Source organism: Cellulomonas sp., assembly GCF_035634735.1.
Lineage (GTDB): Bacteria > Actinomycetota > Actinomycetes > Actinomycetales > Cellulomonadaceae > Cellulomonas.
In genome coordinates this window covers 1-11,215 of the sequence record NZ_DASQCJ010000174.1, presented here as the reverse complement: position 1 = coordinate 11,215, position 11,215 = coordinate 1, and the positions used below count along the sequence as shown (strand labels likewise).

The following is an 11,215-nucleotide window of genomic DNA, read 5'->3' as shown; positions in this document are numbered from 1 at the left end:
CCGACGACCGACACGTCCTCCGGCACCCGCAGCCCGGCCCGGCGCGCGGCGCGGATCGCCCCGAGGGCCAGCGGGTCGCTCGCGCAGACCAGCCCGGTCAGCCCCTGCCGCAGCAGCCGGGTCGCGGCGGCCTGCCCGCTCTCCAGCGAGTAGGCGCTGCGGGCGATCGCCTCGTCGGCCAGCTCCACGCCCAGCCGGGCGGCGGCGGCGCGGGCGGCGTGCAGCTTGCGCTCGGACGGCACGTGGTCGACCGGGCCGAGGACCAGCCCGATGCGGGTGTGCCCGAGGGACGCGAGGTGGCCGACGGCCTGCTCGACCGCCACCTCGTCGTCGCAGGACACCCGCGGGAACGGCAGCTCCTCGATCGAGGCGTTGATCAGCACGACGGGCAGGCCGCGGTCGGCGAGCAGCGCGTAGTGGTCGTGGTCGGCCCCGCGCTGGGCGAAGTTGCCGCCGGCGAACACGATCCCCGACACCTGCTGGGTGAGCAGCAGATCGACGTAGTCGGCCTCGGACACCCCGCCCGCGGTCTGGGTGCACAGCACCGGCGTGTAGCCCTGCTGGGCGAGCGCGCCGCCGACCACCTCCGCGAACGCCGGGAAGATCGGGTTCTGCAGCTCGGGCAGCACCAGGCCGACGAGCCGGGCGCGCTCGCCGCGCAGCTTGGTGGGCCGCTCGTAGCCGAGCACGTCGAGCGCGGTCAGCACCGCCTGGCGCGTCTGCTCCGAGACGCCGCTGCGGCCGTTGAGCACGCGGCTCACCGTCGCCTCGGACACCCCGACCTTCTGCGCGACTTCCGCGAGCCGTCCAGCCATGCCCGCAAGCCTACGACGCGATCACGCAAGCGGCTTGCAACGCGCCGCACCCGTCGGTCACGCGGACCGCCGCACGGCGGTCAGGCGCTCGCCGCCGCGCGGGGCGCGACCGCCCGCAGGTGCTCCGCGATGTCCCGGCCCCACGCGCGGACCGCGTCGAAGTCCCGGTGGTCGCCCTCCTTGGCGCGGGCGCCGGCGATGATCGCCCGCTCCGCGAACGCGAGCTCGCTGCGCAGCAGCCGCCCGGCGAACGCCCGGTGCCCGATCGCGCCGACGTCCTGCATGAGCGCCAGCAGCTCGTGCGGGCTGTTCGCGCGCGCCGCCGGCTGCGTCGCCAGGCCCGACGAGAACACCCAGACGTGCCGCAGGCGCAGGTCCGCCGCGAGCCGCGCGGCCAGGTCGCGCGCCGCCGGGATCCAGTGCGCGGTGTACACCGCCGAGCCGAGCACGACCGCGTCGTACCCGTCCACGTCGGCGACGTCCTCCGGCGCGGCCTCGTCGACGACGTGCCCGTCGGCCCGCAGCACGTCCGCGACGGCCGAGCCGATCTCCGCGGTGGCACCGTGGCGCGAGGCCACCGTCACCAGGACGTTCATCGCTCTGCCCTCCAGCGGCTGGGTCGTGGCGGTCGTCTCCGGCCCCCTCCCGGCCCGGACCCGCCGACATCCATGGTCCGTCGCGGACCGGCCCCCGTCGTGGGCCGGAGGTCCCTCCGGCCGCCGGGGCGGGGTGCGCGGGACCGGGTCAGGGGGTGCCCTCGGCCGCGGCGTGACCAGCGGCGTCGCCCCGGCGGTCGAGGTCGGGGATCGCCGGCTGCGCCGCCCGGAGCGCCCCTGCCACGTCCGTGAGCGCCGCGAGCTGCTCCGCGTCCAGGGCCCCGCCGACGTAGTGCGCGATCGCCTGCACGTGCCGCCGGCCGACCTCCTTCTGCAGCGCCGCGCCGGCCGCCGTGAGCCCGACCACCACGCCGCGGCCGTCGCCCGCCGCCGGGGCGCGGCGGACCCAGCCGGCCTCCTCGAGCCGCTCGACCATCCGGCTCAGGCTCGGCTGGCTGAGCAGGCTCGACTCGCCCAGGTCGCGCAGCCGCAGGCCCTCCGGCGCGCGGGACAGGGTGAACAGCACGTCGTACTCGCGCAGCGTGAGGCGGTCCCAGATCGGGTCGCGCTGCAGCCGGCGCATGATCGCGACCTGGGCGCGGAACAGCTCCTCCCAGGCGACGGCCGCGGCCCGCACGTCCACCGCCGGGGCGGTCCCGTCCGCGCCGGGGGCCGGGTCCGTGGCCGCGCCCGTCGTGCCCTGCACCGTCATGACCGCTCCGTCCGCCGTTCCATGCGTTCGCATCTACCTCCCCAACCCCGCGGGGCTCCGGCCTGTTCCTCCCCCGCCCCTCCAGCCGCCCCGACCGCCGCCCCACCCCCGCGCCCCGACAGCCGCCCCGACAGTGGAAGGTGGTGACGGACACGCCGTCGGCGTGTCCGTCACCACCTTCCACTGTCAGCGGTGTGGCGCGGTGGCTGGGGTGCGGGTCGGGGTGGTGCGGTGCGGCTCGGGCGGGGAGTCGGCGCGGGTGCCGGTGCGTGGCTCCGGGGCCCGGCTACGCTGGCCCGATGCAGAACGACGGCGTCCGCTCGACGTACGTGCTGGTCGACGGCGAGAACATCGACGCGACCCTCGGCTCCTCCATCCTCAACGGCCGGCCCACCCCGGAGCAGCGCCCCCGCTGGGAGCGCGTGCTGGAGTTCGCGCACCGCACGTGGGGGCAGCAGCCGAGGGGGCTGTTCTTCCTCAACGCGACGAGCGGCACGCTGCCGATGTCGTTCGTGCAGGCGCTGCTGGCGATCGGGTACCAGCCGATCCCGCTCGCCGGCGAGGGCAAGGTCGTCGACATCGGCATCAAGCGCACCCTGGAGGCGCTGGCCGACCGGCAGGGCGACGTGCTGCTCGCCTCGCACGACGGCGACTTCGCCCCCGAGATCGAGGCGCTGCTCGGCGGCGACCGCCGGGTGGGGCTGCTGGCGTTCCGCGAGTTCACCAGCACCGCGCTGAGCCACCTCGCCGACCGCGGGCTGCAGGCGTTCGACCTGGAGACCGACGTCAAGGCCTTCAACGTCACGCTGCCGCGGCTGCGGATCATCCCGCTCGACGAGTTCGACCCGCTGCGCTACCTCTGACGCCCCCGGGCGGGCAGAGTGGGGGGATGGCGACCGCCGACCCCGACCCCGTCCCGCCCGGCGAGCGGGTGCTGGTGCTGCTGCGCGCGGTGAACGTCGGCGGCACCTCCGCGCTGCCGATGGCCGACCTGCGCGCGGCCGCGACCGACCTCGGGCACGGCGACGTCGCGACGCACCTGACGACCGGCAACCTGCTGCTCGTGCCCGCCGCGGGCTCCCCCGGCGACGCCGCGGGGCTGGCCGCGGCGCTCACCGCCGACCTGCGGGACCGGCTCGGGCGCCCGCTGGCGCTCACCGTCCGCACCCGGGCGCAGGTCGACGACCTCGTGGCGGCCAACCCGTACCCGGGCCCGGCGGCGAGCGACCCGGCGCACCTCGTCGTCGTGTTCCTGGACGGGCCGGCGGCGCACGAGGGCCGGATGGACCTGTCCGGGTACGGCCGGGAGCGCGGCACCTGGCGCGGCAGCGAGGGGTACGTGCACTACCCGGACGGCATCGGGCGCTCGAAGGTCACCGCCGGGGTGCTCGACCGGATGTCGGGCCGGACGGGCACCGCCCGGAACTGGCGGACGGTGCTGGCGCTGCAGGAGAAGCTGGCGGCCTGACGCCGGGGGCCGGGCGGCGCGGTGCCCGCCGGCGCGGCCCGGCGGCGCGGCGCGCGGCCGGCCTCGCTACCGTGGGCCGCATGACCACCCTGTTCACGCGCATCATCGACGGCGACATCCCCGGCCGGTTCGTCTGGGCCGACGACCGCGCCGTGGCGTTCGGCACCATCGCCCCGATCACGGACGGCCACGTGCTGGTCGTGCCGCGCGCCGAGGTGGCGTCGTTCACCGAGGCCGACGACGACCTGCTGGCGCACCTGACCGTGGTCGCGAAGGCGATCGGCCGGGCGCAGCAGGCCGCGTGGGACGCGCCGCGCGCCGCGCTGCTGGTCGCCGGGTTCGAGGTGCCGCACCTGCACCTGCACGTGCTGCCCGCGTGGGGCGAGGCCGAGCTGAGCTTCGCGAACGCCCGGCACGACCTCCCGGCCGAGCAGCTCGACGCGGCTGCCGAGCGCCTGCGGGACGCCCTGCGGTCGGCGGGCGAGGGCGCGCACGTCCCGGCTCGCCTGGACTCCCCGGCCCTCTGACGCCAGGCCCCTCGAGTGGAGCGTTCTGCCCGACACGCGCCGGCGTGTCGGGCAGAACGCTCCACTCGTCTCCACCCCGGGGGTGGTGAGGGGGCCGGGATCGGCGGCGTCAGGCGACCGGGTCGTCCTCGCCGTAGGGGGCCAGCCGCAGCGTCCGGGCGTCGGCCGCCACGATCCGGTCCGCCAGCGCCGCCAGGCTCTCCGGGGTGTCCGTGCCCGCGCGCACGAACCGCCCGTGCAGGGCGTCCAGCCGCCCCGAGCCGAACGCGTCCACGAGCTCCACCGTCGCCTCGACCGGCGTCCACTCGGTGCGGTCGTCGTGCAGCGGCATCGCCTGGGTCATGTCGGTGACCACCACGCCCGGCGCGACGTCGAGCACCGTGACGCCCCGGTCGGCGTACTGCGCGTCGAGCATCGTCGTGAGCCGCGCGAGCGCGCCCTTGCTGATCCCGTAGCCGGTGTAGACCCCCGAGGGCCGGTGCCCCGAGCCGGAGTTGATGTTCACCACGTGGCCGGACCCGCGCGCCAGCATGCCCGGCAGCACCGCGTGCGCGAGCAGCAGCGGGCCGCGCACGTTCGTCTCGATCACCCGCCACACGTCCTCGACGTCGTCGGCGACCAGGTCGACCTCGGCCCGCTCGATGACGCCGGCGTTGTTGACCAGCAGGCCCAGCCCGCCGAGGTCGGCGAACGCCTGCTCGACCCGGGCGACCGCAGCGGCGACGGCCGCCCGGTCCACCACGTCCACCGCCTCGACCAGGACCCGCGCACCGGGCCGGGCGGCCCGGGCCTCCTCGGCGACGGCGTCGAGGTGCGCGCGGGTGCGGCCGGCCAGTGCGACGTCCCAGCCCGCGCGGACCAGGCCGAGCGCGAGGCCGCGGCCGATGCCGCGGCCGGCCCCGGTGACGAGCGCGGTGCGCGGGGCGGTGCCGGCGGTGGCGGGGGCGGGCGTGGCGGCGGCGTCGGGGGTCGTCATGCCCCCATCGTCGCGCATCGCCCCCGCCCCCTCCCGCCCGGCGACCGGGACTCGGCATACTGACGCTGCCCACCGCGTTGTCCGACGTCGGGGCCGGATCCGGCCCCGGAGTCAGCCGCCCGTCACCGACCGCGAGGGGAGTCGCCCGTGGCCACGGACGCCGCCGAGCCCACCCGTGCCGTTCCCGGCCCGCCGCTGCGGGTCCGCCTGCCCTCCGTCAGCCCGTCGGTGCGGGACTTCCTCGCCACCGAGGCCGGCAGCGCCGTCTTCCTGCTCGGCGCGACCGTGCTCGCGCTGGTGTGGGCGAACTCGCCGCTGTCGGACGCGTACGACGCCCTGTGGTCGACGTCGGCGGGCTTCCACCTGGGCCCGTTCGGGATCGACCTGAGCCTGCACCACTGGGTGAACGACGCCGCGATGGCGGTGTTCTTCTGCGTGGTCGGGCTCGAGATCAACCGGGAGATCACCAGCGGCGAGCTGCGGGACCGCCGGATGGTCGCCGTGCCCGCGCTCGGCGCGCTGGGCGGCCTGGCGGTCCCGGCGCTCATCTACCTGCTGTTCAACGCGGGCACCGAGGCCGCGCACGGCTGGGGCGTCGTCATGTCGACGGACACGGCGTTCCTGGTCGGCATCCTCGCGCTGTTCGGCCCGGCCTGCCCGGACCGGCTGCGGCTGTTCCTGCTGACGCTCGCGATCGTCGACGACATCGGCGCGATCACGGTGATGGCGGTGTTCTACAACGACGGCGTCGACGTGGCGGCGCTGGCCGTGGCCGGGGCGCTGGTGCTCGGGCTGCTGGTGCTGCGCTGGCTGGGCGTGTGGCGGCTGACGCCGTACGCGCTCATCGGCGTGGCCCTGTGGTTCGCGGTGAACGCCTCGGGCGTGCACGCCACGCTCGCGGGCGTGCTGGTCGGGCTGCTGCTGCCGTCGCGGCCGATGGCCCGGGACCACGTCGAGCAGGTGCCGCGGTGGACGGACGGGCTGGTCGCCGAGCCGACGGCCGACCGGGAGCACCTGGCCGAGCTCGCGGCCCGCGCCACCGTCCCCGCCGGCGAGCGGCTGCAGCGGCTGCTGCACCCCTGGTCGGCGTTCGTGATCGTGCCGGTGTTCGGCCTGGCCAACGCCGGCGTGCGGCTCGACCCCGAGGCGCTGCGCGCGGCCGCGACGTCGACGGTGACGATCGGCGTGGCGGTGGCGCTGGTGGCCGGGAACACGATCGGCATCACCGGGGCCGCGACGCTCGCGATCCGCACCGGGCTCGGCCGGCTGCCGGGCCGGGTGCGCTGGGGGCACCTGCTGGGCGGCGCGGTGCTCGCCGGGATCGGGTTCACGATCTCGCTGTTCATCGCCGAGCTGGCGTTCGAGGGCGAGCTCGTCGAGCAGGCCAAGATCGGCATCCTCGCCGGCTCGCTGATCGCGGCGGTGCTGGGCACGGTGCTGCTGCGGGTCCTCGGCGACCGGCTGCCGCTGTGCTCGCCCGGCGACGAGCTGCCGGCCGGCCTGCCGCCGCGGCCCTGGGTCGCGGGGTCCTGAGAACCGCCCCCGGGCGTCAGCGCGTCGGGACCGCCGCCGCGACCGCCTCGCGCAGCACGGCCAGCTCGACGGGACCGCGGTACCGCTCGCCCTGGACGAGCAGCGTCGGCGTGCCGCGCACCCCGAGCCCCAGGCCGTCGACGTAGTCCGCCTCGACCAGGTCGGCGAACCGCTGTGCGCCCTCGCCCGCGACGGCCGCCGGGTCGAGGCCCAGGCGCGCGCCGACGGCCCGGAGGTCGGGCTCCGTGAGCCGGTCCTGCTGCGCGAACAGCGCCCGCTGCATCTCCCAGAACAGCCCCTGCTCCGCGGCGGCCTCGGCCGCGAGCGCCGCGATCAGCGCGTGCGGGTGCACCTGGAACAGCGGGAAGTGCCGCCAGACCAGCCGCACCCCGCCGCCCGACTCCTCGACCAGCCGCCGGAGCACCGGCTCGGCGTCGCGGCAGTACGGGCACTCGAGGTCGCCGTACTCGGTGATCGTGACGGGCGCGGCGGGGTCGCCGAGGACGAGCCGGGGGACCTGGGCGTCGGGCATGCCCCCAGCATGCCCGACGCCCGCGGCCCGGCCTCAGCGCGGCCGCATCGGCGGGCTCGCGGTGCCCGCCCCGCGCGCGATGCCCGCGACCAGCTGCCGCATCGCCTGCACCCCGGTGTACCGGGGGTGGAACCCGAGCTGCCGCTCGGCCCGCGTCGTGTCCAGCACCGGCGCGGACGCCCCCATGTCGAACCACCCGGGCCCGACCGGCGCCAGCCGCGCGTGCCACGCCAGCTGCAGCGCCGTGCGCACGGGGGCGTGCGGCACCTCCCGCCACCGCCCGCGCGACACCACGTCCGCGACGTCGGCGGCCCGGATGATCCCCGGCCCGGCGACGTTGTACGGCCCGCGCGCCTGCCGGACGACCGCCTCCCGGTACGCGTCGGCCAGGTCGTCGGCGTGCACCGCCTGCAGGCGGAAGCCCGCGGGCCACGGCAGCACCGGGAGCCGGCCGTCGAGCAGCCCCGCGGGCACGAACGGCCCGAGGAAGTACCGCTTGATCTCGTGGCCCGCGGCGTGCTGGAAGACCAGGGCCGGCCGGAGCCGCGCGATCGTCAGCGCCGGGTAGCGCAGCTCGGCCTCGTCCAGCAGCCGCTCGACCGCGACCTTGTCCACGCTGTAGTCGGACGACCGCACGCCGCCGGTGTCCCACTCCTCGTCGCGCGGCTCGTCCGAGTACGACGGGCTGTACGCCCCGACCGACGACGCGACGACCAGGTGCGGCACGCTCGCCTCGACCACGGCGCCGAGCACCCGGCGCATCCCGTCGACGTTGACCCGCCGGAGCTGGTCGCGGTCGTGGCTCGGCTGGATCAGCCAGGCGAGGTTCACGACGGCGTCCGCGCCGGCGAACACCCGGCGGAGGGCCTCGACGACCGGGCCGTCCGGGCCTGGCGCGCCGATGTCGACCGCGTGCCAGTCGGTGGTGTCGTACGGCGGCGGAGGCGTCCGGCGCGGCGCGCGCCGGGCGACGCCGACCAGGGCCGTCACCGTCGGGTCGTCGCGCAGCCGGCGGAGCACGGCCGTGCCGACGTTGCCGCTGGCCCCGATGACGACGACCCTCATCGCGCGTCCCCGGACCCGTCCGGCTGCCCCGGCTCGCCGTCCGCGGCGAACGCCTGCTCGCGGGCGACCTGGCCGAGCCGGGTGAGCGTCGCGATCTGGTCGTCCGCCTGGTCGAGCAGCCGCTGCAGCCGGGCCGGGTCGAGCCCGAGGTCGTCGGCCCAGATGTGCAGCGTCTCCCAAAGGCCGCGCTTGGCGATGACCGCGCCGCGCATGAGGTCCAGCTCAAGCACCGCCGTGAGCGGCGACTGGTCGGACAGCCGGCCGTTGGGCTTCAGCCGGCCGGCGCGCTCGACGACCGCGAGCCCGACGCGCTTGACCACCGAAGGCCGCACGTCGAGCTGGTAGGCGGTGTCGCGGAGCCACTCGCGCTCGTCCGTGACCTCCTGCGCGATCCGCGCGAGCGCCGGGCCCAGGGGCGTGTCCGCGTACGCCTCCGCCATCCGGCCGAACCGCGCGCTGCCGCCCTGCGCCCCGGCGAGGTGGTCGCCGAGGTAGGAGTCGAGCAGCGTGCGGTCGAGCCGCCTCACGGGGTGCCGGCGCCGCCGCCGTCCGCGCCGTCCGTGCGCGGGTTCAGGTTGTCCGGGTCGGCGTCGGGGTCGCCGCCCTCGTCGCCGCCGGAGGCCTGCGTCCCGGTGCGCGGGTTGAGCATCTCCGGGTCGGTGTCCGGGTCCTCGGCGGGGTCGTAGCCGTTCTGCGTGGTGTCGTCGGTGCTCATGGGCCCACGCTGGCACCAGGCCCCGGACCTCGCACCCCGAACGGGGGGCCGCGGCCCGCCGGGACGATCGTCCCTGGTGCCCGCTGCGTGGATCTGGTGCACGGAGCACCGCACGCGCTGGTTACCATCGAGTCGTGCCCTCAACTGTCGAGCCGGTCGATGTCGTCCTGGTCGGTGGCGGGATCATGTCCGCCACGCTCGCCACCCTGCTCTCCGAGCTCGAGCCGTCCTGGCGGATCGAGATCGTCGAGCGGCTGGACGGGATCGCCCTGGAGAGCACGGACGCCTGGAACAACGCCGGCACCGGCCACGCCGCCCTCTGCGAGCTGAACTACACGCCCGAGCGCGCCGACGGCTCCATCGACATCGCCAAGGCGGTGACGATCAACGAGCAGTTCGCCCTGTCCTGCCAGCTGTGGGACCACCTGCGCGACGAGGGCCGGCTGCCGGACGACTCGTTCCGCTCCGCCGTGCCGCACCTCACGTTCGTGCGCGGCGCCGCCGACGTCGACTACCTGCGCCGCCGGCACGCCGCGCTGACGGCGCACCCCCGGTTCGCGCACCTCGAGTACTCCGAGGACCCGGAGACCATCGCGTCCTGGGCCCCGCTGGTCATGGCCGACCGCGACCCCGACGAGCCCGTGGCGGCCACCCGCGCCCTCGACGGGCTCGACGTCGACTTCGGCACCCTGGCCCGGCGCATGGTCGACGACCTGGTCGCCCGGGGCGCGACGGTCCGGCTGCAGCACGAGGTCCGGCGGATCAGCCGGCGGCGCGGCGGCGGCTGGCGGCTGCACCTCGTCGACCGCACCTGGAACGCGAGCCCGAAGCGGTCCACGCTCGACGCGCGGTTCGTGTTCATCGGCGCGGGCGGCGGCGCGCTGCGGCTGCTGCAGGACGCGGGCATCCCCGAGATCAAGGGCTACGGCGGCTTCCCGATCAGCGGCCAGTTCCTGCGCACCACCGACCCGGCGCTCGTCGAGCGGCACCGCGGCAAGGTCTACGGCAAGGCCGCCGTCGGCTCGCCGCCCATGTCCGTGCCGCACCTGGACACCCGCGTGGTCGAGGGCAGCCCGGCGCTGCTGTTCGGCCCGTACGCCGGCTGGAGCATGAAGTTCCTCAAGGCCGGCTCGTGGACCGACCTGGTCCGCACCGTCCGGCCGGGCAACCTCGTCCCGCTGGTCGCGGTCGGCCTGCACAACCTCGACCTGCTGAAGTACCTGATCAGCGAGGTGCTGGCGAACCGGGACGCGCGGATGCGCACGCTGCGTGGGTTCATGCCGACGGCCCGCGAGCGCGACTGGGAGCTCATCACCGCCGGCCAGCGCGTGCAGGTCATCAAGCGCGGCAAGGGCGGCGGGGTGCTGGAGTTCGGCACCGAGCTCATCACGGCCGCCGACGGGTCGATCGCGGGCCTGCTGGGCGCCTCGCCCGGCGCGTCGACCGCGGCGTCCGCGATGCTCGACCTGCTGCGCCGGTGCTTCCCGGAGCGGTTCGCCGGCTGGCGGCCGCGGCTCGAGGCGATGATGCCGCAGCTCGCCGAGACCTCCGCCGGGCGCGGGGCGGTGCCGGGCGGCGGCGAGGCCCCCGACGCCGACCCGGACCTGGAGACCGAGGACCCGGCGCGCCCGGGCGGGACGGACACCACCCCGGGCGTCGGCCACGAGCCGGGCCCCGAGCCGCGCGACGCGTCCCAGCGGTCCGCGGGCCGCCGCCCGGCGCGCCCGACGCTCCCCCGCCGCCGGGACACCCCAGTCGCCTGACCCTCCGGGCCGCGCCCCGCGCGCCGAACGCGCGCCCGCGCGTCCGCCACATCCGCCGAGATAGGACCCTCCCGCCGAGATAGGACCGTCTCAGGTCCTATCTCGGCGCGGAGGTCCTATCTCGGCGCGATGTACCCGCGGCCCCGGTCGCCGGATCGCGCGACCGGGGGGAGCGTGGAGGGCATGAGAGCCGTCGTCCTGAACTGCACGCTGAAGCCGTCGCCGCAGCCGTCGAACACCGAGCAGCTCGCGCGCGTCGTCGTCGAGGCCCTGGAGGGCCACGGCGTCGAGGTCAGCACCATCCGGCTGGCCGACCACGACATCCCGCCCGGCGTCGAGTCCGACCTGGGCGGCACCGACGCGTGGCCGGCGGTCCGCCGCGCGGTGCTCGACGCCGAGATCCTGGTCGTCGCCACGCCGACCTGGGTCGGCCACCCGTCGTCCGTCGCCCAGAGGATGCTGGAGCGGATGGACGCGATGATCTCCGAGACCGACGACGCCGGCCGCCCGGTG

Annotated in this window: 14 protein-coding genes; 6 read left to right on the top strand and 8 right to left on the bottom strand. The window is 76.5% G+C overall.

Going from position 1 to position 11,215, the window contains the following annotated elements; genetic code table 11:
• From VER05_RS14535 to VER05_RS14525, 3 genes are all read right to left on the bottom strand, one after another.
• A partial coding sequence (locus tag VER05_RS14535; RefSeq protein WP_324846051.1) for a LacI family DNA-binding transcriptional regulator occupies nucleotides 1-815 on the bottom strand: 815 nt, incomplete at its 3' end.
• A gap of 80 nt (nucleotides 816-895) precedes the next feature.
• Nucleotides 896-1,411 carry a flavodoxin domain-containing protein gene (locus VER05_RS14530; RefSeq protein WP_324846050.1) on the bottom strand — a complete coding sequence of 172 codons (516 nt, stop codon included), beginning with the start codon at nucleotides 1,409-1,411 and terminating at the stop codon, nucleotides 896-898.
• Between the two features lie 148 nt (nucleotides 1,412-1,559).
• The gene (locus tag VER05_RS14525) at nucleotides 1,560-2,123 is read right to left on the bottom strand and encodes a MarR family winged helix-turn-helix transcriptional regulator (protein ID WP_324846049.1); all 564 of its coding nucleotides are present in this window, start codon (nucleotides 2,121-2,123) and stop codon (nucleotides 1,560-1,562) included.
• A gap of 299 nt (nucleotides 2,124-2,422) precedes the next feature.
• Between VER05_RS14525 and VER05_RS14520 the strand changes: the two genes are divergently transcribed.
• The 3 genes from VER05_RS14520 (at nucleotide 2,423) to VER05_RS14510 (ending at nucleotide 4,118) form a co-directional block, all read left to right on the top strand.
• Complete coding sequence (locus VER05_RS14520) at nucleotides 2,423-2,986, top strand: NYN domain-containing protein (RefSeq protein WP_166940816.1); 564 nt, start codon at nucleotides 2,423-2,425, stop codon at nucleotides 2,984-2,986.
• A 26-nt stretch (nucleotides 2,987-3,012) separates the two neighbouring features.
• On the top strand, nucleotides 3,013-3,591 hold the full coding sequence (locus tag VER05_RS14515; protein WP_324846048.1) for a DUF1697 domain-containing protein: 579 nt from the start codon (nucleotides 3,013-3,015) through the stop codon (nucleotides 3,589-3,591).
• A gap of 80 nt (nucleotides 3,592-3,671) precedes the next feature.
• Nucleotides 3,672-4,118, top strand: coding sequence for an HIT family protein (locus VER05_RS14510; RefSeq protein ID WP_324846047.1), 447 nt, complete (start codon nucleotides 3,672-3,674; stop codon nucleotides 4,116-4,118).
• Nucleotides 4,119-4,227: 109 nt separating this feature from the next.
• On the opposite strand, the gene VER05_RS14505 is transcribed toward VER05_RS14510, so the two are convergent.
• Nucleotides 4,228-5,094, bottom strand: a complete 867-nt coding sequence (locus VER05_RS14505) for an SDR family oxidoreductase (protein WP_324846046.1) — start codon at nucleotides 5,092-5,094, stop codon at nucleotides 4,228-4,230.
• 147 nt (nucleotides 5,095-5,241) lie between these two features.
• Between VER05_RS14505 and nhaA the strand changes: the two genes are divergently transcribed.
• Nucleotides 5,242-6,627, top strand: a complete 1,386-nt coding sequence (nhaA, locus tag VER05_RS14500) for a Na+/H+ antiporter NhaA (protein ID WP_324846045.1) — start codon at nucleotides 5,242-5,244, stop codon at nucleotides 6,625-6,627.
• Nucleotides 6,628-6,643: 16 nt separating this feature from the next.
• Here nhaA and VER05_RS14495 read toward each other — a convergent pair whose 3' ends face one another.
• From VER05_RS14495 to VER05_RS14480, 4 genes are read right to left on the bottom strand one after another with little or no spacing between them, the layout of a single operon-like run.
• On the bottom strand, nucleotides 6,644-7,159 hold the full coding sequence (locus VER05_RS14495; RefSeq protein ID WP_324846044.1) for a DsbA family protein: 516 nt from the start codon (nucleotides 7,157-7,159) through the stop codon (nucleotides 6,644-6,646).
• Between the two features lie 33 nt (nucleotides 7,160-7,192).
• Entirely contained in the window at nucleotides 7,193-8,224 is a 1,032-nt protein-coding gene (locus tag VER05_RS14490) for an NAD-dependent epimerase/dehydratase family protein (RefSeq protein ID WP_324846043.1), read from the bottom strand.
• Complete coding sequence (locus VER05_RS14485; protein ID WP_324846042.1) at nucleotides 8,221-8,751, bottom strand: hypothetical protein; 531 nt, start codon at nucleotides 8,749-8,751, stop codon at nucleotides 8,221-8,223. The genes VER05_RS14490 and VER05_RS14485 overlap by 4 nt, the downstream gene beginning before the upstream one ends.
• Nucleotides 8,748-8,939, bottom strand: coding sequence for a hypothetical protein (locus VER05_RS14480; RefSeq protein ID WP_324846041.1), 192 nt, complete (start codon nucleotides 8,937-8,939; stop codon nucleotides 8,748-8,750). Before VER05_RS14480 ends, VER05_RS14485 begins: the two co-directional genes overlap by 4 nt.
• Nucleotides 8,940-9,073: 134 nt before the next feature.
• On the opposite strand from VER05_RS14480, the gene mqo reads away from it, so the two are divergent.
• Nucleotides 9,074-10,702, top strand: coding sequence for a malate dehydrogenase (quinone) (gene mqo / locus VER05_RS14475; protein WP_324846040.1), 1,629 nt, complete (start codon nucleotides 9,074-9,076; stop codon nucleotides 10,700-10,702).
• Between the two features lie 183 nt (nucleotides 10,703-10,885).
• Nucleotides 10,886-11,215 (top strand): flavodoxin family protein (locus VER05_RS14470; protein WP_324846039.1); only part of this gene is annotated, 330 nt, incomplete at its 3' end.